Below are 25,509 nucleotides of genomic sequence, written 5' to 3' on the forward strand. Positions count from 1 at the left end.
CTGCTTTCAACTCCCCCGTCGTGGGCGGTCAGGCGGGTGCCTGCACGGCCCTCGTGAGCGCGCGGGCGGTGAGTACGCCCGCGAGGTGGCCGAGGTACTCGGCCGAGGTGCCGCGCCCCGGGACGAACAGCTCCCGGGGTTCGGCGCGGAAGGCCGCGAGCACGCTCTCCGTCGTGTACGGGCCCCCGCCGAGCCGTTCTTCGACCCCGCGCAGCCGCAGGGCGCGGGCGGTGGCCCCGGTGACCGCGATGCGCGGCCCGTCGGGGGTGATCCGTACGGCGGCTGCGCAGACCGGGTAGCGGGTCGCCCGGTCGGCGGTCTTCTCGAAGGCGGCGCCGCCGCCGGCGAGCACCGGGACGAGCAGGGCGGTGATGACGGTGCCCGCCGGAACCCCGGAGGCGGCCAGCTCCTCGGCGGTGAGCGTCGACACCCCGCCGGGACCGGCCAGTTCGACTGTGGCTCCGGCGGCGATGGCGGCGACGGGCAGGTCCGTGGCCCGGCCGGTGGCGGCGAGGTTGCCCCCGGCCGTGCCGAGGTTGCGGACCTGGGGGTCGCCGTTGGCACGGGCCGCGGCGGCGATCTCCGGCGCCCCGGCCAGCACCAGGGGGTCCGTGGCCAGCTCGGCCAGGGTGGTCAGCGCCCCGATCCGCAGCCCCCCGGGCACCGGCTCGACCCCCCGGAGCTCTTCCAGTCGGCGCAGGTCGACGAGCAGGGAGGCCCGCTCCTCCCCCGTGCGCAGGCCGGGCAGCAGGCTCTGCCCGCCGGCCAGCACCCGGGCGCCGGGGCGGCCGGCCAGCAGGGTCAGGGCCTCGTCGAGGCCGACGGGGCGTACGTAGTCGAACTCGGTGAGGATCACTGGGCTTCCCCTCTCAGGCGGCGCCAGACCTTCTCGGGGGTGACGGGCATGTCGATGTGCTGGACGCCCAGGTCGGACAGGGCGTCGACGACGGCGTTGACGACGGCCGCGGCGGGCGGCACGGTGGCGATCTCGCCCGCGCCCTTGGCTCCCAGCGGGTTGTGCGGGGAGGGGGTGACCGTCTTGTCCAGGGTGAAGAAGGGCGCGTCGATGGCGCGCGGCAGTGCGTAGTGATTGAGGTCGCGGCTGACGAGCTGCCCGTCCGGGTCGTACTCGGCGTGCTCCATGAGGGCCTGGCCGAGGCCGTGCAGGATGCTGCCCTCGATCTGGCCGAGCACGATCTTCGGATTGCCGATGTTTCCGGCGTCATCGACGGCGGTGTAGGCCACCACCTCGGTCTCGCCGGTCAGTTCGTCGATCTCGACGACCGCCACGTGCGTCCCGAAGGGGTAGTTGAAGTCCGGCGGGTCGAAGTGGGTGGTCTCGTCGAGGGCGGGCTCGATCTCGGGCGGCAGCCCCCAGCCGTACCACATGGCCATCGCCAGCTCGGCGAAGGTCTTGGCGTTCTCCTCGTTGCCCACTTCGAAGACCTTGCCGTCCGCGTAGACGACCTTGTCCTCGGGGACGCCGAGGAAGACGGCCCCGGCCTTGACCAGCTTGCTCTTGATCTTCCGGGCCGTGAGCGCGATGGCCGGCGCGGCCATGCTGTAGGAGCGCGAGCCGTAAGTGCCCTGCCCGTACGGGGCCTTCTGCGTGTCCCCCTCGAACACCTGGACCTGCGCCGGGTCGATGCCGAGCTCGTCGGCGGCGACCTGCGCGAAGACGGTGCCGTGACTCTGGCCGGTGGAGGCGGAGCCGACGGTGACGGTGACCTCGCCGGTGGGGTGGACGCGGATGTTCGCGCTCTCCCAGGTGCCGCCGAGCATGCCCTCCTTGGACATCCGGGTGGAGGGGCCGACCCCGCAGATCGCCACGTACGAGGCGATGCCGACGCCGAGCCGCTTGCCGCGGGCGCGGGCCTCGGTCTTGCGGGCCGGCATGTCGGCGTAGCCCGAGAGCTCGATGGCCCGGTCGAAGTTGAGCTGGTAGTCGCCCGAGTCGTACGTCCAGCCCAGGCCGTTGTCGTACGGGAACTTCTCCTTCGGCACCAGGTTCTTGCGGCGCACCGCCGCCGGGTCCATGCCGATCTCGGAGGCGTAGCGGTCCACGAGGCGCTCCATCAGGAACGCGGCCTCGGCGCGCCCGCTGCCGCGCTGGGCGCCGAGCGAGACGGTGTTGGTGAAGGCGGCGTACACCTCGCAGAAGGCGGCGTCGATGTCGTACATGCCGCTGATGGAGCGGCCCATCAGGGCGGTGGCGACGCCGGGGCCGATGGTGGAGGGGTAGGCGCCGAGGTTGGCGTAGCTCGTGCAGCGCACGGCGGTGATCCGGCCGTCGCGGGTGCCGGCCAGGGTGACGTGCTGGCGGTGGTCGCGGCCCTGGACGGTGGAGTTCATCAGGCCGGTGCGGGTGTCGACCCATTTCACGGGCCGGCCGAGCGCCTTGGAGAGCAGCAGGACCAGCGGCATGTCGGGGTACAGGTACCCCTTGGTGCCGAAGCTGCCGCCGACGGTCGGGGCGATGACGCGGAGCTTGTTGAAGGGGATGCCGAGGACCAGCGCGGAGAGCAGGAAGCGGTGGTTGTGCGGGCCCTGGGTGGAGGCGTACAGGGTGTACTCGCCGGTGGCGGCGTTGTAGTCGCCGACCGCGCCGCGCGGCTCGATGGGGCTGTTGATGGTGCGCTGGTTGACCAGGTCGAGCTCGACGGTGACCTCGGCCGCGGCGATGGCCGCGTCGGTGCGGTCCTTGTCGCCGCAGGTCCAGTACGCGTTCAGGTTGCCGGGGACGGCCTCGTGGAGCTGGGGGGCGCCTTCGGCGAGGGCCTCGTCGGCGCGGGTCACCACGGGCAGCGGCTCGTACTCGACGCAGATCGCGGCGAGCGCGGCGGCGGCCTGGCGCGGGGTCTCGGCGACGACCACGGCGACGGGGTCGCCGACGTGGCGCACGGTGTCGCCGGAGAGCACCGGGCGGGAGCCGGGAAGTCCGTAGGGGTGGGGCGGGAAGTGGCTCTCGACCCCGCCGGGTATCCAGATGCAGGGCAGCGGCATGACGTCGGTGAAGTCGGCCGCGGTGGCCACCTTCAGTACACCCGGCAGCTGCTCGGCGGCCTTGGTGTCGATGGAGAGGACCTTCGCGTGGGCCACGGGGCTGCCGAGGATCGCCATGTGGGCGGTGCCCGGCAGGTCGATGTCCCCGACGTACGTGGCTTCTCCGCGCAGGAGCTGCGGGTCCTCGCGGCTGTCCAGCGGCTGTCCGAGCAGGCCGTTGCCCTGGAGCGGGGTCTCCCCCGTGACTGCGGTCATCTCCCTCACCCCTCCTGTCCGGACGCGGCGGTGGCCGGCTGCGCGGTGCCCTGCTCCACGGGCACCTGCGCGCGGGCCGCGGAGCAGGCGCGCTGCACTCCCCGTACGACGCTGTGGTAGCCCGTGCAGCGGCACAGGTTGCCGGTGAGCCACTCGCGGATCTCGGGCTCGGTCGGCGGCTCGCGGTGCTCGGTGTTCTCCACGAGCTCACCCAGGGCCATGACCATCCCGGGGGTGCAGAAGCCGCACTGGGTGCCGTGTTCCTCGCGCAGCGCCTCCTGGAGGCCGGTGAGTTCACCGCCGGGGGTGGTGACCCCCTCGATGGTGGTCACCGCGGAGCCGGCGGCTGCCGCGGTGAGGATCAGGCAGCTCTTGACGGAGCGGCCGTCGAGCTGGACGACGCAGGTTCCGCACTGTCCGGTGTCGCAGCCGACCTTGGTACCGGTCAGTCCGAGGCCGTCGCGGAGCCGTTCCACGAGCAGTTCGTTCGGCTGCGCCGCGAACTGCTCGGGTCTTCCGTTGACGTTCAGTGAGAGGTCCATGCCAGCGCCTGCGCTTCCGTGAGCGGCCGGTTGAAGAGGGGTCCGCCGGGCTGCTGGAGAATTCCTCCGGAGTGCAGCGGACCGGTGTCCACGGGAGCGAATCCGAGATCCGTGATGATTCCCGCGACTATTTCTTTGGCTTTCCCGTCGTCGCCCGCCGTGAAATGGGCCAGACGCGGCCCGGAGGCGGTTCCGGCGACGGCTAGCGTCTCGAAATGCATGGTGTTCAGGGATTTGACGACCCGGGTCCCCGGATACCATTCGGCGACCAGTTCGCTGGAGCCCCGGCCGCCGAGGTCCCGGCGCCCTCCCGATTGAGGTGCGGTGCCCGGGGCGCTGAACGCGTTGGTGGCGTCCACCAGCACGGTGTCCCGTACGGCGTCCTGCGCCAGCAGCCCCTGGACGCTGTCGAACGGCACCATGAGTACGAGGACTTCGGACCGGGCCGCGGCCTCGGCGGGGTGCGCCGCCGAGGCCGCGGGGCCCAGTTCGGCCAGCAGGGCCGCGAGGCTCTGCGGGCCCCGGGCGTTGGCGAGCACGACCTGGTGGTCCGCCGCCACGAGGATCCTGGCCAGGGTCGATCCGATCCGGCCTGTGCCGATGATGCCGATCCGCATGGGGGCTCCTCAGGTGGTCTCGGTGCGAGCGGGAGATGTCAGTCCATTCCGATCCAGACCGACTTGGTCTGGGTGTAGCTCTCCAGGGACTCGGGGCCGCACTCGCGCCCGTAGCCGGAGGCCTTGTAGCCGCCGTAGGGCACGGAGGGGTCGTACTGGTTGTAGCAATTGACCCAGACCGTGCCGGCCTTGATCTGCGAGGCGACCCGGTGGGCGCGCCGCAGGTCCTTGGTGTGGACGCCGGCGGCGAGGCCGTACGCGCTGTCGTTGGCGATGCGTACGGCGTCCTCCTCGGTGTCGAAGGGAATGATCGACAGGACGGGTCCGAAGATCTCCTCCTGGGCGATCCGCATGCCGTTGTCGACGCCGGTGAAGATGGTCGGCAGGAAGTACAGGCCTTCGGACGAGGCCCCTTCGGGGGTCCAGCCGGTGCCGCCGGTGCGCAGGACGGCGCCCTCCTTCTCGCCGACCTCGATGTACGAGCTGACCTTGTCGAACTGGCCGCGGTGGGCGAGCGGTCCGAAGAGGGTGGCCGGGTCGCGCGGGTCTCCGGGCAGCAGGGCGGCCGCGCGGGCCACGAGCCGTTCGACCATCTCGTCGTGGATCGGGCGGTGCAGCAGCAGCCGGGAGCCGGCGGTGCAGATCTCGCCCTTGTTGTAGTAGATGCCGAAGAAGGCGAGTTCCTCGGCGGCGTCGAGGTCGGCGTCGGCGAAGACGATGTTGGCGGACTTGCCGCCGAGCTCCATCGTCACCTTCTTCAGGGTGCCGGCCGCCCTGCGGATGATCGACTGGCCGACCGAGGTGGAGCCGGTGAAGGCGATCTTGTCGATGCCGGGGTGGCCGGTGAGGGTCTCCCCCAGTTCCACGCCCGGACCGGTGATGACGTTCAGCACGCCGTCCGGGATTTCCGCCTCCTGGAACAGCTCGGCGATCTTCAGGGCGGTGAGCGGGGTGGCGGGCGAGGGCTTGTGGACCACCGTGTTGCCGGCCGCGAGGGCCGGGGCGATCTTCGTCATCGACAGGAGCAGCGGGAAGTTGAACGGGGTGATGGCGCAGACCACGCCCAGCGGTTCGCGCAGGGTGTACGCGAGCTGCCCGCCGGCCGGGGCCCGGGAGGAGCCGTCGACCCGGGTCACGGCGCCGGCGTAGTAGTGCATGAGCTGGGCGGCCATGGGGGCGTCGACCGTGGAGGAGAAGGCGAACGGCTTGCCCATGTCCACCGTCTCCAGCAGGGCGATCTCCTCCAGGTCGCGCTCGATGAGCTCCCCGACCCGGTTCAGCCGCAGCGCGCGTTCCTGGGCGGACAGTCTGCTCCAGGGACCTTCCTCGTACGCCGTGCGGGCGGCGGCCACGGCCGCGTCCGCGTCGGCGGCGGCCGCCTGGGCCACCGGTACGATCTCCTGGCCGTCCACGGGGCTGATGTCCGGTTCGGTACGGCCGTCCCGGGCGGGGACCCAGGTGCCGCCGATGAACAGTTTCCCGGGGTTGGCCAAGGGCTGGTCGCTGAGCGCGCGCTTGGTCATGGCTGTGGCTGCCTTCCGGTTTCGGGTGCGAGGGGCAGGGCGCTTCGCTTAGCCCTGCGCGAGCTGACGTAAGAACGTCTCCGCGAGGGCCTTGGAGGAGTAGGGGTTCTGGCCGGTGGTGAGCTTGCGGTCCACCACCACGTGCGAGTCCCAGATCGCGTCGGCCTTCTCGTAGCGGGCTCCGAGCCGGGTGAGTTCGGCCTCCAGGATCAGCGGGAGGCGGCCGGCCATGTTGGTGACGAGCTCCTCGCTGTGCGAGAAGGCGGTCATCCGGTAACCCGCGAAGGGCCACTGGCCCTCGCCGTCGCGCAGGGCCAGCAGGGCGGTGTGCCCGTGGCAGACGGTGGCCAGGGGCTTGTCCTGGGCGATGGCCCAGCGCAGGATCTGCGCGAGCTCGTCGGACTTGGGCAGGTCGCCGATGGCCCCGTGGCCGCCGCTGATGTAGATGCCGTCGTAGCCGGCGACGTCCTTCTCGCCGAGGGTCTCCAGGGCGATCGGGTTTCTCAGCTGCGGGGCGCCCTCTATGACGCGGCCGTACTCCAGGGCGCTGGCGGCGTCCGTGTCCGCGGAGCCCTGGGGGCGGACCCACTGGAGGAACTGGGGGTCGATGCTGGTCTGGTCGACCGTCGGGGCCCGGCCGCCGATCGTCGCCACGTCCACGGTGTGGCCCGCGTCCTTGAAGAGGGTGTAGGGAACGGCGAATTCCTCGGCCCAGAAACCCGAGGGGTGTTGTTCCCCGTCCAGCAGATGAAGCGTGGCCTTGGCCGTCATGACGACGAGAATCTTCATGACTCTTCTCCTTGGTCTGTCTGGATTCGCTGCCGATTCAACACGCCCCCCGCTAGGGGCGTAAGGGGGAGACGTCAGGCACGCGATACTTCGTCACGTGCGTCCAACGCCGAGATGATGGTGCGGAATTCACCGACCAGGGGGTGGTCGGGATGGGCTTCGGAGAATATGCGTTCTCCGTAGAGCGCGGCCATTTCCGGAACGTAGGGAAGGATTCCGGCCAGGGGGGTGCGGTAGACCTCCTCGGCCCGCCGCCGGGCGGCCTCCCGGTCGATGCCCTCGGGCGCCATGCTCATCACCAGGGTCCGACGGCAGGCGAGCCGGCCGGTCAGGGCGATGGTCTCCTCGACGCCGAGGAGGTCGATCCGGTCGGCCCGGGCCATGATCAGCAGTACGTCGGCGCTCGCCATCGCGGTGACCGACTCGTTGTTGAGCCCGGCATGGGTGTCGAGCAGCAGGACGTCCAGGGCGTGGTGCACGGCCAGCCGGTCGAAGCCCTCGGGCAGCAGCCCCACGTCGTAGCCGGTGGTCATGAGTTCCCGCAGGGCCGCCGTCCCGGTCCGCGCCGGCACGACGTACAGGCTCCCGCGGCCGCACCCGGTGGTGACCTCCTGGGCGGCGGCCTCGATCTCGCACCGGCCGAGCAGGTAGTCGGCGAGCGAGGGTCCGGGGCCGAGCCGGAAGAGCAGGTCCAGGGTGGGCGACTGGATGTCCGTGTCGATCACCCCCACCCGGCGCCCCTCGCCCGCGAGGAGCAGGGCCAGGTTCGCCAGTACCGAGGACTTTCCGGTACCGCCGCGGTACGAGTGCACCACGATGGTCCGGGTCATCAGGCCACGACCTGGCAATCGGCGCCGCCCGCGTGCGGCCCCCGCGCCGCGCGTGGCCGGTGCAGGGCCAGCATGGTGACGTCGTCGTGCTGTTCGGCTGTTCCGGTGTGTTCGCGTACGGCCGTGTCCATCCGGTCGACCACCTCCCTGCCGCTGACCGGGGGGCCGGACAGCAGCTCCAGCATCCGCTCGTCGCCGAGGAAGCTGCCGCTGGGGCAGCGCGCCTCGGGCACTCCGTCGGTGAACACGAAGAGCGTGTCTCCCGGGTTCAACTGGGCGTAGCCGAGCGTGTACACACAGTCGGGGAGCACCCCGACGGCGGGGCCGGTGACCTCCAGCGTGCGCGGCTCGCCGCCCTCCGCGTCCAGCAGCAGCGGCGGGTTGTGGCCGCCGTTGATGTAGACGAGGGATCCGGTGAGCGGGTCGAGCACCCCGAAGAAGAGGGTGGCGAAGTAGCCCTGCCGCAGGTGGTTGCGGGTCAGGTAGCCGTTGGTGGCGGTGACCGCGTTGAGCAGCGGCGTGGCGCCCACCACGGGAATGCGCCGGCTGTTGCCGGTGCGGCCGGCGGCCACCAGGTGCTGCAGGCCGCTGTTCTCGGCGGTGTGCCGCAGCAGGGAGCGGATGAGCGCCATGAAGAGCGCGGCTCCGACCCCCTTGTCGCAGACGTCGGCGACGACGAAGGCCAGGCGCCGGCCGCGGGAGAGCTCGAAGACGTCGTAGAAGTCCCCGGCGACCTGCCGGGCGGGCCGGAAGCACACGTCGATCTCCCAGCCCTCGGGGACCGGCAGTGATTCCGGCAGGAACCCGGCCTGGATCTCGCGGCCGATCTCCAGTTCCTTCTCGTAGCCCATCAGTTCGGCGCGGGCGTCGGCTTCGCGCAGGGTGCGGCCGAGTCCGGCGCGCTCCGAGCAGCTGTGCAGCCGGGCCCCGACGAGGGCGGGCAGGAAGGGGGGTACGAGGTAGTCGTGGCCGATCCGGACGTGTTCCTCCAGGGCGGCGAATTCCGTCACGGTCCAGACGACCACGATGGGGGCACCGCCCCAGCGGCGCAGTCTGCGTACGACGGCCCGTACGGACTCCCCGTCGGCCTGGGCCGGGGCGAGCAGTACGTCCGCTTCGGGCAGCTCCTCCAGTGGGCCGGCCAGCAGGTCGGCCAGCGTGCGCGGGACGAGTGCCGCGCCCATCTCCTCCAGTGCTCCGAGGAGTTCGAGGGGCGGTGGCGGGTACTCGTCGAGGATGATCACGGTCGTGGAGGGCATGGGTCCGTCCCCTCAGCCATCACAGTCAGCGTGCTGATGTTGCGGCCGTCCCTGCGTACGTAGTCGAACTCGTCCACGCTGGTCAGTGCGAGGTGGATGCCGAGTCCGCCGATCCGGCGCCGGTCGGGAGCGGTGTGCGGGTCGGGCGGCAGTCGCCCCCGGACGGGGTCGAAGGCCGGGGCGCGGTCCTCTATGGAGATCTGCACCCGGCCCGGCCCGGAGCGGCCCCGGACGGTGATCCGTCCGTCGCCGCCCCGGTACCCGTGCATCACGATGTTGGTGGCCAGCTCGTCCACGGCCAGCCGGATCCGGTACGAGGCGCCCTTGCTCAGGCCCGCCCGGCCGGCCAGCCGCATCACGAGCGCGGCGATGTCGTCCAATGCCCCCAGGGTGGCGGGCACGTGCATCTCGGCGGACATCCTCGCCGTCTTGACCGCCTCGTCCATCGGGACTCAGTCGTCGCAGAGCACGATGCTGCGGTCGAGTCCGGCCGTCCGGATGGTCCGGGACACGGGCTCGTTGGCGCCGACCACCTTGATGGTGACGTGCTCCCCCACCTTCTGCTGGGCGAAGACCAGGGAGCGCAGTCCGGCGCTGGCCATGTAGCCGACTCCGGCCATGCGGATCTCGACGGTGCTGGTGCCGTGGCCGGCGGCCTTCTCGATGGTCTGGTGGAAGTCCGGCGCGGTCTTGGCGTCCAGTTCGCCCTCCAGCTCGATCACGGTGGTGTCGCCCTCGATGCTCAGGGACACGGAAAGCGGCATGTCAGGTCTCCTTCGGTGCGTGGGCTAGAGCTCGGGCTAGAGCTCGGGCTAGAGCTCGGGCTAGAGCTCGGGCTAGAGCTCGGGCTAGAGCTCGGGCTAGAGCTCGGGCTAGAGCTCGGCGTCGGGCGTGCGGCCGACCAGGATCACGACCGACCGCGGACCGATCAGGTACTTGCCGGCGTTCTCCAGTTCGAGTTCGGCGCCGGGGGTGCGGATGTCGTGCGGGGCCTCGGCCCCGGTGTCCGCGAACAGGTGCCAGCTGCGGCCGCCCGGGAGGGCGGGCAGTTCCAGGTCGTGCGCCTCCCAGTGGGAGTTCATGGCCGCGTACACCACGTCGTCGTCACCGGTGCCGCAGCGGGCCACCGCCAGCAGCCGGCTCTCCGCCGACCAGTCGGGCTGCCAGGCCCGCTCCCCGTGCCAGCTGATGTCGGGCAGCCCGAGGCTGTCGCGGAGCTGACCGGTGGGGTGGGAGGTGGAGCGCAGTTCGCGGTGGTGCTTGCGGAAGGCAATCATCTCCCGTGTGAAGCGGAGCAGTTCGGAGTTCTCGTCGACCTGGCTCCAGTCGAACCAGGACAGCTCGTTGTCCTGGCAGTACGTGTTGTTGTTGCCCTGCTGGGTGCGTGCCACCTCGTCGCCGGACAGCAGCATCGGGATGCCCTGGCTGGTGAAGAGGATGGCCAGGGCGTTCTTCATCTGGCGCAGCCGCAGCGCGCCCACCTCGGGATCGTCGGTCGGCCCCTCGGCTCCGCAGTTCCAGCTCGCGTTGTCGTTGCCGCCGTCGTTGTTGCCCTCGCCGTTGGCCTCGTTGTGCTTGTCGTTGTACGAGACCAGGTCGGCCAGGCTGAAACCGTCGTGCGCGGTCAGGAAGTTGACCGACGCCGAGGTCCCGCGGCTGGAGTAGAGGTCGGGCGAGCCGGCGAGCCGGGTGGCGAGCTCCCCGGTGACCCCGGGGTCGCCCTTGAGGAAGCTGCGCACGGTGTCGCGGTACTTGCCGTTCCACTCCGCCCAGCGGCCGTACGCCGGGAAGTTGCCGACCTCGTAGAGGCCGCCGGCGTCCCAGGCCTCGGCGATGAGCTTGGTGTGCCGCAGCACCGGGTCGTAGGCGAGCAGTTCCAGCAGCGGCGGGTTGGGCAGCGGCGTGCCGTCCGGGGAGCGGCCGAGGATGGCCGCGAGGTCGAAGCGGAAACCGTCGATGTGGTAGTCGGCGACCCAGTGGCGCAGGCAGTCGAGGACGAAGTTGCGCACGACGGGGTGGTTGCAGTTGACGGTGTTGCCGGTGCCGCTGAAGTTGAAGTAGTACCCCTCGGGCGTGAGCATGTAGTACGTGGCGTTGTCGAGCCCCTTGAAGGAGATGGTGGGGCCCTGCTCGTTGCCCTCGGCCGTGTGGTTGAAGACGACGTCGAGGATGACCTCGATGCCGGCCGCGTGCAGGTCCTTGATCAGGGTGCGGAACTCGTCGCCCTGCATGCCGTAGCGTCCGGTGGCCGCGTAGCCGGCCTTGGGGGCGAAGAAGGAGACGGTGTTGTAGCCCCAGTAGTCGAAGAGCTGCTCGCCCGTCTCCGGGTTGGTGCGCGGGTTGTCGCTCTCGTCGAACTCGAACACCGGCAGCAGCTCGATGCAGTTGATCCCGAGCTCCTTCAGGTACGGGATCTTCTCCCGCAGCCCCGCGAAGGTGCCGGGGGCGGTGACCTGCGAGGAGGGGTGCCGGGTGAAGCCGCGCACGTGGGTCTCGTACACGACGAGGTCCTCGGCGGGGATGCCCAGCGGGGTGTCGTCGCCCCAGTCGAAGTCCTGGAGGCAGACGCGGGAGCGGTACTGGTAGCCGCGGCTGCGGTCCGGCTCCACGCCCCACACGTCGCGGCCGGCGATCAGCCGGGCGTACGGGTCGGAGAGCACCTGGCGGGCGTCGAAGCGGTGGCCGGTGACGGGGTCGTAGGGCCCGTCGGCCCGGTACCCGTACTCGATGTTCTCGTGGTCGAGGCCGAAGACCGTCATGGCGAAGACGCTGCCGGTGCGGAATTCCTGGGGGAACTCCAGCTCGGCCATCGGCTCGGGCTCTCCGCGCTTGTAGATCACCAGGGTCATAGAGGTGGCCTGGTCGGAGAAGACGGAGAAGCTGACCCCGCCGGGGACCACGTTGGCCCCGAAGGGGAACGGTTTGCCGGCGCGGACGCGGTACCCGCCCACCTCGTGGGTCGGGTACGCGTCGACGCGCAGCACCTGTTCGGACGCCGGCTCGCTCATCGTGCGGCCTTGGCGGCCGTCTTGGCGGCGGCTTTGGCGGCGGCCGCCTCGGCCTCGCCGGTGGAGAAGAAATCGAGGAAGCCGGTGGCCGACATGACGAACCGGACTTCCTCGCTCACCCCGTAGAGGGTGACGGCGACCCCGGCGTGCTGGGCCTCGCGGTAGACGACGAGCAGGGTGCGCAGCCCGGCGCTGGAGACGTAGGTGACGGCCGTCAGGTCGATGCGCAGCGGCCGGCCCTCGCGGACCAGCGGCAGCAGGCTCTGCAGCAGCGATCCGGAGGTCTCACTGTTGATCTCGCCGGTGGCGACGAGCACGGTGCCCGTCTTGTTGCGGCGTTCCTTCACGTTCAGGGTCATTGCTTTCCCCTCTGAGTGGGGCGCCCCCGTTGAGCGCTACTGGGCGGTCGGGCGCAGCCGGACCTTGACCTTGACCCGGCCCTGGACGTCGGGCAGCCGGACGGTGAGGGCGTCGGCGTCGAAGTCCGTGTACGGCTTCTCGTCGATCTCGACGGACGCGATCCGCACCGAGCCGGCGGGGAGCAGGTCGGGCGAGACGCGCAGCACGCGGTCGGGCAGGTTCGTCGGGTCGGGCTGGAAGTGGAAGTCCATCTCCCGGCCGTTGATGAGCAGGTTGTTGTAGACGGCGGACAGGTAGCAGAGCTCCGCCGAGTGGTACATGGACATCGAGTGGCTGCCCTTGAGCCGCTCGGTCCCGAGCAGGTACGGGGTCCCGCTCGCGAGGACGTTGAAGTAGACGGCACCCTCGTCGTGGTCGAGGAAGAAGGTGTTGTAGAAGGCCTCCGCCTGGCGGGCCTCGCGCAGGAAGCCGTCACCGCCGACGGTGCCGTTCAGGATGAGGTAGGCGAGGATCGCCTGCTCCTGCTGCCACCAGGCCTTGCGGTCGTGCCAGGCGAAACGATACGTCTCCTCGTCCCCCGACTTGACGCGCTCGACCACGTCGTACCAGCCGCCGCGCTGCACGTCGCTGCCGACGGCCGGCATGATCTCGCCGATCTTGCGGGCGAGCTCCTCGTAGGCCGGCTTGGCCTTCAGCGAGTTCATCCGCATCAGGTTCCAGGCGATCTTGAGGTTGTGGCCGACGACCGCGCGGTTCTGCTGCCAGCTGTGCGCGGTGTCGTGGGACCAGTCGCGGAAGAAGCGCTCCTGGACGAAGGGGCTGTTCTTGTAGTCCGGGAACTTGTCCGCGATCGTGTCGAAGGTGTACTCGAGGAAGTCCGCGTAGCGCTGCTCCCCGGTCGCCAGGTACAGGTTGATCAGGTACGCGGGCGCGTGGTCGCCGACCGAGTTCCAGTTCTTGCGCTCCGCGTTCTCCCCGAGGGACTCGTGGTCGGCGCTGAAGAGGATCGGGTCGATGTGCGAGTAGTAGCCGCCCTGCTCCGGGTCCTTGAAGAACTTGTCGAACAGCCGGATGGTGGCGTCCGCGTCGTTCTTGATCCGGATGTCGCCGGTGACCCGGTAGGTCTGGATCGGGCCGGCCAGCGCGTAGATCTGCTCGTACATCGGGATCGCGTCGTAGTCGTCGGAGAACTCCGAGGTGAACAGCTTGCGTTCGCTGTCCCCGTCGACGCTGATGCCGTGGTACCAGAAGACCACGTCCTCCTCGCTGTCCACGACGCGCATGTGCTTGCGCAGGTACTCGGTGCCGCGCTCGGCGACCTCGAGGTACTCGTCCTTGCCGGTCAGCAGGTAGGCCGAGGCCATGCCGTAGACCAGGCGGGAGATCGTGTCGGTCTCCTGGACGTGGCTGGCGGTCTTGTCACCGCCGAGCCGGATCTCGGTGCGGTACTCGGTGAAGTCCACCGGCCCGTCGCCGAACTGCGCCCGCTTGTAGAAGTCGGCCAGCGATTCGATCTGCTTGATCCACCAGCTGGGCTCCTCGAAGCGGTAGTCCTCGGCCCCGCGGCCCAGGAACACCAGGCGCTTGGCCTCGAAGCGGCCGCCCTGCTCGGGGTAGTGCACCCCGTAGACGTAGAGGAACCGTCCCGGCGAGAGCATCTCGTCGATGTGCCCGGAGGCGTCGATGTACGGCTCGTCCAGGTTGCGGACCAGCTCGGCGCTGGGGTCCCCGGCCAGGGAGACGTCGAACTCGCGGCCGTCCGAGGTCTTCAGCCGCAGCAGCCGGGACTCGGAGTCGAAGCGGCCGACGTAGCCGGCGATCGTGTCGGAGAAGGAGAAGCTCACGGCGTCCGCCATGTCATACACCGTCCTTTTCTTCGTGGTCGTGGCCTTGCTCGTGGCCGTGCTCGTCCTCGAATCCCTGGCTGACCTCGACGATCACCCCGTCGGGATCGCGCACCCACACGGTCCGCCACCCGCAGATGAAATCGTCGAAGTCCAGTGGTCCCAGGGTCACTTCGGCCTCGTCGCCGAGCGTGGCCAGGAAGCCGTCCACGCTGTCGGTCTGGAAGGCCAGGTGGCGCATCCGGCCCGGCGCCGCCGGCCCGTCGTGCTGGGCCGACGCGGCCGGCTCGGTGTCCGCCGCGAAGAGCTCCAGATACACGTCCCCCTGGCGGAGGAAGATGATCTGTGCGTCCCCGAGGTCGACCACCCGGGCCCGGGTGAAGCCGAAGTACCGGGTGTAGAAGTCCTCGGTGGTCTTCTGGTCGGCGCAGTTCAGGCCCACGTGCGACCAGACCATCGGGGCCATCAGCCGGCGCCCCGGGCGCCCGGTGCGCCCCCCGTGCCGCGCGCGCCCCGCGCACCCCGGTCGGCGGCGATCAGCTCGATGATCCGGCGGGCGAACAGGTGGTGGTGGGCCCCGGTGCGGCCGGTGACCAGGTCGCCGTCGACGACCACGTCCTCGTCCACGTACTCGCCGCCCATGTTGCGGACGTCGCCGATGAGGTTGTTGTGGCAGACGACCTTGCGGCCGCGCACCTTGTCCGGGATCGAGGCGGCCAGCCACATGCCGTGGCAGATGATCCCCTTGAGGACCGTCGGCTCCTCGAAGGCCCGGCGCAGCAGCTCCGTCGCCGGGGCCAGTACGTCCACGTCCTCGGTGTAGCGCAGCCGGTCGGCCACCATGCCGGAAGGCACGATGATCGCCGCGTAGCGTCGCAGGTCCTCGTCGCTCAGCCCCTCCAGGGACTGTGTCGCGGTGAACGGCGCCCGGTACTCGTGCCCGGAGAAGGTGATGGAGTCGTTGCCCCACAGCCGGGTCAGGAAGTCGACCTCGGCGCCCTCCTCGGCGAACCGGTGCTGATAGTAGAAGATCTCGGGCTCGTAGAAGTCGCTCTCGACCAGGACCGCGATCCGCGTCCCGGACAGCGCTCCCTCGCGCAGGACCACGTCAGGCACGGGACACCCCCTTCAGGAAGTCCGCCGCGCGCTCGGCGATCATCGCGATGGCGGTGTGGCAGTTGCCCGACGGGACGGCGGGCATCACGCTCGCGTCGACGACGCGCAGGTTCCGTACGCCGTGCACCCGCAGTTCCGGGTCGACGACGGAGAGGTCGTCGATGCCCATGCGGCAGGAGCCGGCCTGGTGGTGGTAGCTCTCCGACTTCTGCTTCACGAAGGTCCGCAGGTCCTCGTCGGACACGTAGCCGGGTCCGGGCTGGAGCTCCTGCTTGTACCAGGGCGAGAAGGCGGAGGTCGCGAAGAGCTCCCGGGCGGTCTTGACGCCCTGGACCATCCGCTCCAAGTCCCAGCGGTCGCCCAGGTAGTTCGGGTGGATCAGCGGGTGGGCCAGCGGATCGGCGCTCGCCAGCTTGATCCAGCCGCGCGAGACGGGACGGACGACACCGGGCAGGATGGACACCGTGTTGGGGTGGTCCTGTCCGACGATCACGTCGAACGGCACGTGCACGAAGGCGATCTGCAGGTCCGGCGCCGGCAGTCCGGGCCGGGACGAGAGGAACAGCGCGCTCTCCGACAAGTTCTGTGCGGGCGGCGGGAGTTCCTGGGTGACCTCGGCCATCAGCCCGGTCAGTACGTGGTTGTGGAAGTTCTCGCCGACCCCGGGCAGCGCCGCGACGGCTCCGATGCCGTGTTCGCGCAGCTGCTCGGGGTGCCCGATCCCGGAGAGCAGCAGCAGCTTCGGCGATTCGATCGCCCCGGCGGCCACGATCACCTCCCGGCGGGCCCGTACGGTGTGCAGCCCGGGCTCGGACGCCGCGCTGTGGCCGTCGCGCACGGTCCGCCCCCGGACGTCGCTGTCCGAAAGCGTGGCGGGGGCCTGGAGCTGGACGTACTCCACTCCCGTGCACGTGTCCCCGTCGAAGAGCAGCCGGGTGCTCTGCGCACTGGTGCGCAGGGTCAGGTTGGAGCGGTCGAGGGCCGGCTCCAGGTAGGCGGCGAGGACGCCCTGGCGGCGGCCGTCGGCCACGTCGATGTGGTGCCAGCCGGTCCCGAAGAGGCCGCGCCGCGGTCCGTCGGTGTTGAAGTCGGCGATCTCCTCGTGGCCGAGCTCGACGGCGGCGTCGATGAAGGCGCGGGAGACCGGATTGGGGCCGTGCCGCCCGGCGTGGGTGATCCGCTGCGGCCCGCGGGTGCCGGTGGTCGGCGCGGTGGCGTCCTCCTGGCCCTCCAGCAGCGAGAAGTAGGGCAGTACGTCCTCGTACGCCCAGCCGGCCGCGCCCTGGTAGGCCCAGTTGTCGAAGTCCGAGGCGTGGCCCCGGATGTGCATCATGATGTAGAGGTTGCTGCTGCCGCCGGGGGCCTTGCCGCGCGGTTCGTACGTGCGGCGGCCGTCCAGGCCGGGCTGCGGGACGCTGGTGTAACCCCAGTCGACGGGCCCGCCGAGCAGCTTGTACCAGGAGGACGGATCGTCCACCTCGGGAGGGATGCGGCCCGCTCCCGCCTCCAGGACCAGGACGGTGACGTCCGGGTCCTCGGAGAGGCGGTTCGCGAGGACGCTGCCGGCGGTGCCGGATCCCACGACGATGTAGTCGTACTCATCCACGGCCATCGCGCGCCCCCTCAGCCCTGGCCGAGCACCTGGAAGGGAACCGTGTCGTGGTAGTTCGCCATGTAGGCGATCTTTCCGTCCACGATCCGGAAGAAGTTCATGACCTCGGCCTCGATCTCCTCCCCGGAGGGGGTGACCGCGGTCAGGTGGGAGACGGCCGCGGCCTTCTCACCGTCGACGAGGAAGTGCACGGGCTCGTTGCGGAAGACCCGGTACATCGTCCCCATGCCCTTCATCATCGACCGCAGCGTCTCCAGGCCCTCGATGTGGCCGGCGAGCTGCTCGTCCATGACCTGGTCCTCGGCGAACAGGTCGCACCAGCTGTCCCAGTCACCGGCGTTGGCGTACTCGTAGTACTTCTGCAAGATCTGCCGCGCGTCCATGGCGCTCAACCCCCTACTGGTCCCTGCGGGTTCCGTCGGGCGCGAAGGGCGCCCAGAACTGGCTGAAGGCGGTGGCCGTGTCGCCGAAGAGGCCGTCGTGGCCCTCGACGATCCGGCCGTCGCGCCAGCGCATGAAGTGGAAGACCGGGTAGTCCATCCGCTCGTACGGGGAGCGGCTCGACTCGTCGGCGCCGCCGCGCACCGCGACGTTGCGGCAGACGTCCGCGCTGCAGTCCTCGCCGACGAGGACCGCCTCGATGTCCATGCGGAAGGTGCCGCCCGTGAGCTTGTGGGTCTGGCCCATCAGCTCCAGGAAGGCGTCCAGGCTCTCGTACCAGCCGGCGAGCGGGTGGTTGCCGGGGACCTGCCAGCGCAGGTCCTCTGCGTAGTACTCCAGGATCCTGGCCCGGTCGCCGGAGCCGAGGGCGCGGTAGGCCGCCTCGACCCGCTCCCGTGTCACTTCGGTCATCGTTGCTCCTTCCCGGTCACAGCACTAGAGGGAGGCGGAACCGGGCATGGGCGCCAGTTCGTTGACGGTGTACTGCCGGATCAGCGGCCCGTCGGGGCCGGCGACCACGGTCCAGGTCTGGTCCGCGTCGAAGCCCAGCCACACGCTGCGGGCGGACGGCGGGTCCCAGATCTTGGCCTGCCAGTTGACGAGGACCCGGACGATCGCCCGGTCGCCCTCGATGACGGGCTCCACCTTCGTGACCGTGTGCACCTCGTCGAAGAAGCGGTTCGTGACCGCCTCGTACCAGCGGCCGAAGCCCTGGTGGCCGAGGAAGGTGTCCTCCGGGACCTTGAACTCCAGGTCCTCGGTGATCAGGGCCAGCACCTGGTCCGGCTCGACGTGCTGGTCCAGGGCCACGTACCACTTCTCGGCGAAGGCGCGGATCGCGTCCTCGGTCAGCCGCTCGGCGGGCATGCGGTCTCCTCCTGTCTGTCCGTGCGGGTGTGATGCGTCAGATCTGGCGGTGCTCACATCGGGCGGTGCTCACATCTGGCGGCGTCATATCTGGACGTCGACCAAGAACGGCCCGGGGTGGGCGAGCATCCGGCCCACCGCGGCGATCGCCTCGTCGGGCTTCTCCACCCGCATCCCGCCCGCCCCGAGCGACCGGGCCAGGGCGGCGAAGTCGATCTCGGGGTGCGAGAGGTCGAAGGAGCCCGGGAAGCCGTGCTGCGGGATGTCCCGCTCCCGCCAGTACTGGGCGATGTTGTCGTCCAGCAGCCGGTACTTGCGGTTGTTGCAGACCACGAACTTGGCCTCGATGCCGTGCCGGGCCGCGGTCCACAGCGCCTGGTAGGTGTACATCGAGCCGCCGTCGCCGGCGAAGCCGACGACGAGCCGCTCCGGCCGGGCCAGCTTCACGCCGACCGCGCCCGGGAAGCCCACGCCCAGCGAGCCGCCCCGGGTGAGGTGGTAGTCGCCCGGCCGCTCCGGCGGCAGGTACCGGGTGACCAGCGGGGAGGTGGTCAGCGCCTCGTCGAAGACGATCAGGTCCCCGCCCGTGCGCTCGGCCAGGGTCCGCAGGAAGACCGCCATCGGCGAACCGTCCGCATCCTTGGCCTCCCGCTCGGCCTGGCCCGCCCGCACCCGCTCCCGGGTCCGCGCGTCCAGCCGCCCGGCCGCCGCCGCCCGCTGTGCGGGGGTGAGCACGTGCTCCAGTACGCCGGCCAGCGCGCGCAGCGCCTGCCGGGGATCGGCGGCGAGCCCGAGGTCCACCGGGTGGTTCTTGGCGATCTCGTAGGCGTTCAGGTCGATGTGCACGACCCGCGCGCCGGCCCGGAAGGGGCTCTCCAGCTCCGGGAACACCTCGGGGAAGACGTAGGTGCCGACGATCAGCACCCCGTCCGCGTCCCCGATCAGCTCCTTGCTGTGCGGGCCGAACATGTGGCCCGTCTGACCGCGGCGCAGCGGGTGCGAGGCCGCGATGTTCACCTCGGAGGAGTCGACCTCGTACACGTCGGCGCCGAGCAGCTCGGCGACGGCGACGAGTTCGCGCTGCGCCCCGGAGAGCGAGACCCCGTCCCCGACGAGGACGACCGGCCGCTCGGCGGAGGCCAGCAGCTCGGCCGCCCGCCCCACCGAGGCGGCCGAAGGGGCCACGTCCGTGAGGGGGACCGTGGCGGGCAGGACGAGCTCGGAGTTGAGCTCGTCCAGCACGTCCATCGGCAGGGCCACGAACACCGGGCCGCGCGGCGGGGTCAGGGCGATCTTCACCGCCCGGCGGATCGTGCGCAGCACGGAGTGCCGGTCGGTGACCCGGGTCGCGTACTTGGTCACCGGCTTCGCCATCGCCACCAGGTCGGACGCCATCTGCGCGTCCATGGCGTCGTAGCGAACCCCGGCGTCGCCGGCGACCACGACGAGCGGGGTGTGGCCGCGCAGCGACTGGTAGAGCATGCCGATGCCGTTGCCCAGACCCACCCCGGAGTGCAGCTGGAGCAGCGCCGCCCCGCCGGTGGCCCGGGCGTAGCCGTCGGCGATGCCGGCGGCCACGGTCTCCTGGAGGGCGAGGACGTAGTGGAAGTCCTCCGCCGCGTCGACGGCGTCGAGGAATCCCTGTTCCACCGTCCCCGGATTTCCGAACATGACGTTCAGGCCGTCGGCCTTGAACTGGTCGATCAGCCTTTCCCGTCCGGGAGTGGCTCCAGAACTCATCGAACTCCCCCTCCTTTTCGCAGCGTCGGACCGGAATTACCAGCCGTACCGGGTGAGACCGTTCTCCAGGACTTCCACGATCTTCTGCCCCGTGAGATACGAATCGGGGGTCGAACGACCGGTCACGAACGGGAAGTCGACGATCACCGAGAGCGGGTGGCCGAAATTCCCGTGGTACGCACCGCGCGGCCCGGTCGCATCGCGCAGGATGTACTCCAGCGGATACGGCGGCGGCCCCATGTTGAAATCGGTGCCGAGGAATCCGGTGCCGTCCTTGTAGTCGTACTCCTTGCAGTGGCCGGTCACGTGCTTGCCCCAGATGATGCTGCGGCGGTCGCCCCAGTCCCGGGCGAAGGCCAGGCAGGCGACGCCGTAGCACTCGGCCGCGACGACCTTGCCCGCGTTCTTGAAGGCGAGGATCAGGGCGTGCACGCGCTCGTTGTTGGCGAGGTCGACGATCGGACCGCTGCCGCCCACGATGAGGACCGCGTCGAAACCGGCGATGTCGGTCTGGAGCTTGTCCAGATCGCGGTGGTACTGCTCCAGCTTGGGCAGATAGGCCGAGTCGCTCGTGTACGGGCGCTCGGGGGCCCACGCTTCGATGTCGAGGGGGGAGTCGAGCCGGCTCGACTGCTCGAACTCCCGGCCCAGCCGGGCGTTCTCCTCGGTGGTGACCGAGCGTCCCAGCGGAGGATCGATGTAGTTCGCGTCGAGGCTCGGCGGGAGAGCGTGGGCACGCTTTCCGGTCGGCGTGGCGAATACGACTTCATAGCCCTGCTCGTCGAACTGCGATACGGGGCCGATCAGTTCCTCGGCCCAGTAACCGTGTTCGGAGACAATGACCAGAATCTTTCTGCTCACGGATTCCTCCAGGCGCCGCCTGTTGTCGTTGGCGTCCCCCACACTGGCCGCGCCCGGGGTTCCCGTCAAAGCGCTGGTGTGCGACTTCGTGAGGTAGTCGCCCAGGCCGTGGGGGCACCTCAGGAAGTCGTCCGGCGATGTCATGAAGTAGCTTCCGGACTTCCTGACTTCGTCCGAATCCCTGAACCGTCGCCGGGGACCCGCCTTATGGTCTGGACGCGCCGGAATCACGGGCGCGCTGCATATCACGGGCGCGAAGCGCGACAGCGCGGGAGCGCGAGAGAGGGACGGGGACGATGACGATGGACCTGTTGTGCACCCACATCGAGTCGATACGTCCGGTGAAACCGGGCACCGAGGGCTGCGAGGAGTGCCTCGTCTCCGGTGACGCCTGGGTGCACCTGCGGATGTGCCTGAGCTGCGGGCACGTCGGCTGCTGCGACTCCTCGAAGAACCGTCACGCCACCAGGCACTACGGGACCACCGCGCACCCCATCGCGGCCTCCCACGAGCCCGGCGAGGACTGGGCCTGGTGCTACACCGACAAGCTGATGCTGGACCCGGCGTGAGCGCCGCCCCGGAGAGCGCCACGGCGCCCACGAGCACCACCGCCGCGAGCACGACCGGCACAACCGGCACCACGGGCGCCCCCGGCACGACGGCGGCCGCGACCGCCGAAGCCGCGGCGCGCGCGGAGAACCGCAAGCCCGTCATCCTGGCCGTGGACGACGACCCGCAGGTGCTGCGCGCCGTCCGCCGCGACCTGCGCAGCGCGTACGGCGACCGCTACCGGGTGCTCGGCGCCTCCTCGGCCGCCGACGCGCTCAAGATCCTGGACTCCCTCGACGAGCGCGGCCACGACCCGGCGCTCTTCCTCGTCGACCAGCGGATGCCGGACGTCACCGGGGTCGAGTTCCTGCTGGAGGCCGTCAGCCGCTTCCCCGACGCCCGCCGCGTGCTCCTCACCGCGTACGCCGAGACGGACGCGGCGATCACCGCCATCAACCGGGTCCGCCTGGACTACTACCTGCTCAAGCCCTGGGACCCGCCGCACGAGCGGCTCTTCCCGGTCCTGGACGACCTCCTGTCCGACTGGCTCGCCACCTACCGCCCGGCGTACGACGGGATCATCGTCGCGGGTCACCTGGTCTCCCCCGGCACCCACGCCGTCCGGGACTTCTTCACCCGCAACGGCCAGCCCTTCCGCTTCCTCAACGTCGAGCGGGACCCCGAGGCGCTGACCGTGATAGCCGCCGCCCAGCCCGACGCCGCGCTGCCCCTGGTCCGCTTCCCCGACGGCTCGGTGCTCTCCGCGCCGACGGACACGCAGCTGGCCCAGCGCCTGGGGCTGGCCACCACCGCCTCGCGCCCGCACTACGAGTGCGTCATCGTCGGCGCGGGCCCCGCGGGCCTCGCGGCGGGGGTCTACTCGGCCTCCGAGGGCCTGTCCACGCTCATGCTGGACTCCCGCGCCCCGGGCGGCCAGGCCGGCACCTCCAGCCTGATCGAGAACTACCTCGGCTTCCCCTCGGGCCTCTCCGGCGGCGACCTGACCCGCCGCGCCACCATCCAGGCCTCCCGCTTCGGAGCGGAGATCCTGCACCCGGTGGAGGTGACCTCGCTGACCCGTGACGACCCGGCGAAGATCCTGACCCTGGCGGACGGTACGGAGATCAGCGCCGAGACGGTGCTCCTGGCGACCGGCGTCTCGTACAACCGCCTGGACGCCCCCGGCGCCGACCGCTTCGAGGGCGCCGGGCTCTACTACGGCGCGGCGACCACGGAGAGCTCGGCGTGCATCTCGCAGCACGTGTTCATCGTGGGCGGTGCCAACTCGGCCGGCCAGGCCGCCGTGCACTTCGCCAAGTACGCCGCCCGGGTCACCATCCTGGTCCGCGCCGCCTCGCTCGACGACAGCATGTCCCGCTACCTGATCGACGAGATCGAGCGCACTCCCAACATCGAGGTGCGGGTCCGCACGACGGTCGTCAGCCTGCACGGCGAGGACCACCTCGAACGCCTGACCCTCCACAACTCCGAGACCGGCGAGGACAAGGAGATCCCGGCCCGCTTCATGTTCACCTTCATCGGCGCCCGCCCGCACACGAGCTGGCTGGCCGGGGTGGTCGAGCGGGACGAGTACGGCTTCGTCCTCACCGGCTCGGACCTGATCTCCAACGGCGGCGAACTCCCGGAGGAGTGGAGCCTGGAGCGCGCCCCGTACCCGCTGGAGACCAGCGTTCCCGGCGTCTTCGCGGCGGGGGACGTACGGGCCCACTCGGTCAAACGGGTCGCCTCGGGCGTGGGCGAGGGAGCGATGGCGGTCTCCCTGATCCACCGCTACCGCTCGATGGGCTGAGCCCTCCGGGCTGAACTCTCCGGGCTGAACTCTCTGGGCTGAGAGCGAACACCGCCCGGGCCCACTTGCGATCAAGCTCCACCCCGACGCACCGTTGATTACATGATTACATCCGAGCAGAACGAACAGCTCCGCACCTGGTTCGCCGAGCACCTGCCGGTGGACGTCTACACCTCGCTCCTCTCGGTCACGGTCGACCGGGAGGAGATCACCGTCGTCGGCGCGATCCCCGAGACCGAATCGGTCGCCGCCTTCCGCGAGCGCACCCGCGAACAGCGCATGGAAGTCGCCCGGGAGGCGGAGGAGCTCTACCGCCGCAAGGTGTCCTGGGCCGCCCGGTCCGGCGAGGAGCAGACCCTCTTCACCCACCTCGCGGTCCCGGTCATGACCCGCCTGCGCCAGCCCGAGCGCCAGGTCCTCGACACCCTGGTCGCGGGCGGCGTCGCCCGCAGCCGCGCCGACGCCCTCGCCTGGTGCGTCCGCCTGGTCGGACGCAACACCGACACCTGGCTGACGGACCTGCGCGAGTCCCTGGACCGGGTCCAGCAGGTCCGCGCCGAGGGTCCGGACCTCGCCGACTCCCAGAAGTCCGGGTCATAACGGCGAAAGATCTCCCCGCGCCCGCAAGATCGCGCGAGCCTGGCACGGACCACCGGCGATCAACGCCCGACCCCAGGGAGAGGCCCGCACCATGACGACCACCGTCGAATACATCCGCTACCGGATCGCATTGGACGACCAGCCGGCTTTCGAAGACGCGTACGTCAGGGCCTCCGAGGCCCTGGCCGCCTCGCCGGAGTGCATCGACTACGAACTCGCCCGCTGCGAGGAAGAGCCCGAGCGCTACATCCTCCGCATCCGCTGGACCTCGACCGACGCCCACCTGAACGGCTTCCGCAAGGGCGAGCACTTCCCCGCGTTCTTCAGCGCGATCCGCCCGTACGTCACGGCCATCGAGGAAATGCAGCACTACCTCGTCACCAAGGTGGCCGGCCCCGGAAAGGCTTCCACCCCGTCATGAGCACCACACCAGAGACCACACCGGACACGACGCCCGGCACCACGCCCACCATCTACGCATGGATGGGCGGCGAGGAGGCGATGAACCGCCTCACGGACGTCTTCTACGCCCACGCCCTGCGGGACGAGATCCTGGCCCCGGTCTTCGCGGGCATGGACGCGGAGCACCCCCAGCACGTAGCGGTCTGGCTGGCGGAAGTCTTCGGCGGCCCGAAGCAGTACACGGCGGCCCACGGCGGCCACCAGCACATGGCCACCAAGCACCTGGGCCGCGGCATCACCGAACAGCAGCGCCGCCGCTGGGTGGACCTCCTGACGGACACCGCCGACGAGGTGGGCCTGCCCACGGACCCCGAGTTCCGCGCGGTCTTCGCGTACTACATCGAATGGGGCACCCGCATGGCCCTGATCTACTCGGGCCCCAACCCACCCCCGGTCGACGCGGCCGACATCCCGGTTTGGTCCTGGGGCCAAACCCCACCCTGGATCCCGAAGCCCTGACCCGGCTTCCCCGGCGGAGCCCCCGCGCTCCGCCGGGCCCCTCCAGCTCTGCGAACCCATCCCAGCCGGGGCAGGCCCCTCCCAGCCCGGCGGGCCCATCCCGCCGCACCATCCGACCCCACCGGGGCAAATCTCAGCCTCGCCGGCGCTTGAGGCGCGGGGCCCGGGGCGGAGCCCCGGCAGCCGGCCCCGGGCCGGACTCGGCGAGCAGCACCGTCAGCCCCGGCGCATCAACCTCGCCCCCGGACTCGGACTCCGCCCGCCAGAAATCGACGGCCTCCTCCAGGATCTCCCGCAACGTCTCCCAGTCCGCAGGCCGAGCCTCCGCATACCCACGCCAAGAGGTCACGGCAATCAGCCGCCCCGGCGCAGCCGGCAACCACGACAGATCCCTCATCGCATCGGCCAGCGCATCCCAGTTCCCCCCGAAGTACTCGGGAACCCCTAGCGCGCTCCCACACACGCGCATCAGCTCCGCTTTGCTCCGTACGCCGTCCAGATCCAGCCGTACGGTCGCCCAGCCGGCGGCCTCGGCCGCTTCGAGCACGGGGGCCAGGGGCCGCGGGTCCAAGGTCATCGGAGAACCGCCTCGAAGGTCTTGTAGTGGTCGTCCGTGTAGAAGAACTCCCCGCCCCCACCGGTCACGATCCGCCGGGCCCCACGGTCCCGCTCACCGGGCGTCTTCACGGTGAACTCGTGGTAGTAGCCGCGCTTCTTCTGCGGCAGGACCTTCTCGAAATTGCCGAAGACGGTCCCGTCCTGCCGGTACTGGTACGGCCCGCCCTTGTCGATCAGCGCGAACACGTCCCGGGCCTGCTGCGGCAATGCCGCGGCCCGTACCGTCGCCATGCCCTTCGCCCATCCGGGCGTCGGCACGGCGGAACTCGCCGCCCCGCTCGGGGCAACGTCAACGCCGGAGCCGGCGCTCGCGCTCGTACTGGTGGCCGCGGCAGGCGCGGGTT

28 protein-coding genes are annotated in these 25,509 nt (G+C 70.5%); 5 read left to right on the forward strand and 23 right to left on the reverse strand.

What is annotated here, in order from left to right:
• Positions 1-28 precede the first annotated feature (28 nt).
• From AC3IYI_RS06725 to AC3IYI_RS06825, 21 genes are all read right to left on the reverse strand, one after another.
• Entirely contained in the window at positions 29-856 is an 828-nt protein-coding gene (locus AC3IYI_RS06725; RefSeq protein ID WP_489409329.1) for an FAD binding domain-containing protein, read from the reverse strand.
• Positions 853-3,258 carry a xanthine dehydrogenase family protein molybdopterin-binding subunit gene (locus AC3IYI_RS06730; protein ID WP_489409330.1) on the reverse strand — a complete coding sequence of 802 codons (2,406 nt, stop codon included), beginning with the start codon at positions 3,256-3,258 and terminating at the stop codon, positions 853-855. Before AC3IYI_RS06730 ends, AC3IYI_RS06725 begins: the two co-directional genes overlap by 4 nt.
• 5 nt (positions 3,259-3,263) lie before the next feature.
• Positions 3,264-3,800, reverse strand: a complete 537-nt coding sequence (locus AC3IYI_RS06735; protein ID WP_489409331.1) for a (2Fe-2S)-binding protein — start codon at positions 3,798-3,800, stop codon at positions 3,264-3,266.
• Complete coding sequence (locus AC3IYI_RS06740) at positions 3,785-4,417, reverse strand: NADPH-dependent F420 reductase (protein ID WP_489409332.1); 633 nt, start codon at positions 4,415-4,417, stop codon at positions 3,785-3,787. Before AC3IYI_RS06740 ends, AC3IYI_RS06735 begins: the two co-directional genes overlap by 16 nt.
• A 38-nt stretch (positions 4,418-4,455) precedes the next feature.
• Positions 4,456-5,940, reverse strand: coding sequence for an aldehyde dehydrogenase family protein (locus AC3IYI_RS06745; protein ID WP_489409333.1), 1,485 nt, complete (start codon positions 5,938-5,940; stop codon positions 4,456-4,458).
• Positions 5,941-5,988: 48 nt separating this feature from the next.
• Positions 5,989-6,729 carry a type 1 glutamine amidotransferase domain-containing protein gene (locus tag AC3IYI_RS06750; protein WP_489409334.1) on the reverse strand — a complete coding sequence of 247 codons (741 nt, stop codon included), beginning with the start codon at positions 6,727-6,729 and terminating at the stop codon, positions 5,989-5,991.
• Between the two features lie 74 nt (positions 6,730-6,803).
• A complete protein-coding gene (locus AC3IYI_RS06755; RefSeq protein ID WP_489409335.1) occupies positions 6,804-7,559 on the reverse strand; it encodes a MinD/ParA family ATP-binding protein in 756 nt (251 codons plus the stop codon).
• Positions 7,559-8,818 carry a PP2C family protein-serine/threonine phosphatase gene (locus AC3IYI_RS06760; protein ID WP_489409336.1) on the reverse strand — a complete coding sequence of 420 codons (1,260 nt, stop codon included), beginning with the start codon at positions 8,816-8,818 and terminating at the stop codon, positions 7,559-7,561. The genes AC3IYI_RS06755 and AC3IYI_RS06760 overlap by 1 nt, the downstream gene beginning before the upstream one ends.
• Complete coding sequence (locus AC3IYI_RS06765; RefSeq protein WP_489409337.1) at positions 8,800-9,264, reverse strand: ATP-binding protein; 465 nt, start codon at positions 9,262-9,264, stop codon at positions 8,800-8,802. Before AC3IYI_RS06765 ends, AC3IYI_RS06760 begins: the two co-directional genes overlap by 19 nt.
• A gap of 6 nt (positions 9,265-9,270) precedes the next feature.
• Positions 9,271-9,582, reverse strand: a complete 312-nt coding sequence (locus tag AC3IYI_RS06770) for an STAS domain-containing protein (protein WP_489409338.1) — start codon at positions 9,580-9,582, stop codon at positions 9,271-9,273.
• 108 nt (positions 9,583-9,690) lie between these two features.
• Positions 9,691-11,826, reverse strand: coding sequence for a glycogen debranching protein GlgX (gene glgX / locus AC3IYI_RS06775; protein WP_489409339.1), 2,136 nt, complete (start codon positions 11,824-11,826; stop codon positions 9,691-9,693).
• Complete coding sequence (locus tag AC3IYI_RS06780; RefSeq protein WP_489409340.1) at positions 11,823-12,185, reverse strand: STAS domain-containing protein; 363 nt, start codon at positions 12,183-12,185, stop codon at positions 11,823-11,825. The genes glgX and AC3IYI_RS06780 overlap by 4 nt, the downstream gene beginning before the upstream one ends.
• Before the next feature lie 36 nt (positions 12,186-12,221).
• Positions 12,222-14,042, reverse strand: a complete 1,821-nt coding sequence (locus AC3IYI_RS06785; RefSeq protein WP_489409341.1) for an AGE family epimerase/isomerase — start codon at positions 14,040-14,042, stop codon at positions 12,222-12,224.
• Between the two features lies 1 nt (position 14,043).
• Entirely contained in the window at positions 14,044-14,496 is a 453-nt protein-coding gene (locus AC3IYI_RS06790; protein WP_489409342.1) for a VOC family protein, read from the reverse strand.
• Positions 14,496-15,146: a DJ-1/PfpI family protein gene (locus AC3IYI_RS06795; RefSeq protein WP_489409343.1), complete on the reverse strand. Its 651-nt coding sequence runs from the start codon at positions 15,144-15,146 to the stop codon at positions 14,496-14,498. Before AC3IYI_RS06795 ends, AC3IYI_RS06790 begins: the two co-directional genes overlap by 1 nt.
• Positions 15,139-16,758, reverse strand: a complete 1,620-nt coding sequence (locus tag AC3IYI_RS06800; protein ID WP_489409344.1) for a GMC family oxidoreductase — start codon at positions 16,756-16,758, stop codon at positions 15,139-15,141. Before AC3IYI_RS06800 ends, AC3IYI_RS06795 begins: the two co-directional genes overlap by 8 nt.
• An 11-nt stretch (positions 16,759-16,769) precedes the next feature.
• Positions 16,770-17,141 carry a nuclear transport factor 2 family protein gene (locus AC3IYI_RS06805; protein ID WP_250741552.1) on the reverse strand — a complete coding sequence of 124 codons (372 nt, stop codon included), beginning with the start codon at positions 17,139-17,141 and terminating at the stop codon, positions 16,770-16,772.
• A 13-nt stretch (positions 17,142-17,154) separates the two neighbouring features.
• Positions 17,155-17,610: a nuclear transport factor 2 family protein gene (locus tag AC3IYI_RS06810; RefSeq protein ID WP_266910467.1), complete on the reverse strand. Its 456-nt coding sequence runs from the start codon at positions 17,608-17,610 to the stop codon at positions 17,155-17,157.
• A 24-nt stretch (positions 17,611-17,634) separates the two neighbouring features.
• Positions 17,635-18,066, reverse strand: coding sequence for a nuclear transport factor 2 family protein (locus AC3IYI_RS06815; RefSeq protein ID WP_489409345.1), 432 nt, complete (start codon positions 18,064-18,066; stop codon positions 17,635-17,637).
• Positions 18,067-18,150: 84 nt separating this feature from the next.
• Complete coding sequence (locus AC3IYI_RS06820) at positions 18,151-19,806, reverse strand: thiamine pyrophosphate-binding protein (protein WP_489409346.1); 1,656 nt, start codon at positions 19,804-19,806, stop codon at positions 18,151-18,153.
• A 36-nt stretch (positions 19,807-19,842) separates the two neighbouring features.
• A complete protein-coding gene (locus tag AC3IYI_RS06825) occupies positions 19,843-20,667 on the reverse strand; it encodes a type 1 glutamine amidotransferase domain-containing protein (protein WP_489409347.1) in 825 nt (274 codons plus the stop codon).
• Between the two features lie 296 nt (positions 20,668-20,963).
• Here AC3IYI_RS06825 and AC3IYI_RS06830 point away from each other — a divergent pair, with 296 nt between their 5' ends.
• The 5 genes from AC3IYI_RS06830 to AC3IYI_RS06850 all read left to right on the forward strand — a co-directional run bounded on the left by AC3IYI_RS06830 (position 20,964) and on the right by AC3IYI_RS06850 (position 24,547).
• The gene (locus AC3IYI_RS06830) at positions 20,964-21,236 is read left to right on the forward strand and encodes a UBP-type zinc finger domain-containing protein (RefSeq protein WP_489409348.1); all 273 of its coding nucleotides are present in this window, start codon (positions 20,964-20,966) and stop codon (positions 21,234-21,236) included.
• A 146-nt stretch (positions 21,237-21,382) separates the two neighbouring features.
• Complete coding sequence (locus tag AC3IYI_RS06835) at positions 21,383-23,026, forward strand: FAD-dependent oxidoreductase (RefSeq protein WP_243334551.1); 1,644 nt, start codon at positions 21,383-21,385, stop codon at positions 23,024-23,026.
• 102 nt (positions 23,027-23,128) lie between these two features.
• Complete coding sequence (locus AC3IYI_RS06840; protein WP_489409349.1) at positions 23,129-23,626, forward strand: hypothetical protein; 498 nt, start codon at positions 23,129-23,131, stop codon at positions 23,624-23,626.
• A 91-nt stretch (positions 23,627-23,717) separates the two neighbouring features.
• Complete coding sequence (locus AC3IYI_RS06845) at positions 23,718-24,047, forward strand: putative quinol monooxygenase (RefSeq protein WP_489409350.1); 330 nt, start codon at positions 23,718-23,720, stop codon at positions 24,045-24,047.
• Complete coding sequence (locus AC3IYI_RS06850) at positions 24,044-24,547, forward strand: group II truncated hemoglobin (protein WP_489409351.1); 504 nt, start codon at positions 24,044-24,046, stop codon at positions 24,545-24,547. Before AC3IYI_RS06845 ends, AC3IYI_RS06850 begins: the two co-directional genes overlap by 4 nt.
• A gap of 133 nt (positions 24,548-24,680) precedes the next feature.
• On the opposite strand, the gene AC3IYI_RS06855 is transcribed toward AC3IYI_RS06850, so the two are convergent.
• Positions 24,681-25,094 (reverse strand): barstar family protein, encoded by a 414-nt coding sequence (locus AC3IYI_RS06855; RefSeq protein ID WP_489409352.1) that lies wholly within the window; start codon positions 25,092-25,094, stop codon positions 24,681-24,683.
• 26 nt (positions 25,095-25,120) lie between these two features.
• Entirely contained in the window at positions 25,121-25,396 is a 276-nt protein-coding gene (locus AC3IYI_RS06860) for a guanyl-specific ribonuclease (protein WP_489411452.1), read from the reverse strand.
• Positions 25,397-25,509: the final 113 nt, after the last annotated feature.

It is taken from the genome of Streptomyces sp. GL_148, from assembly GCF_057834205.1.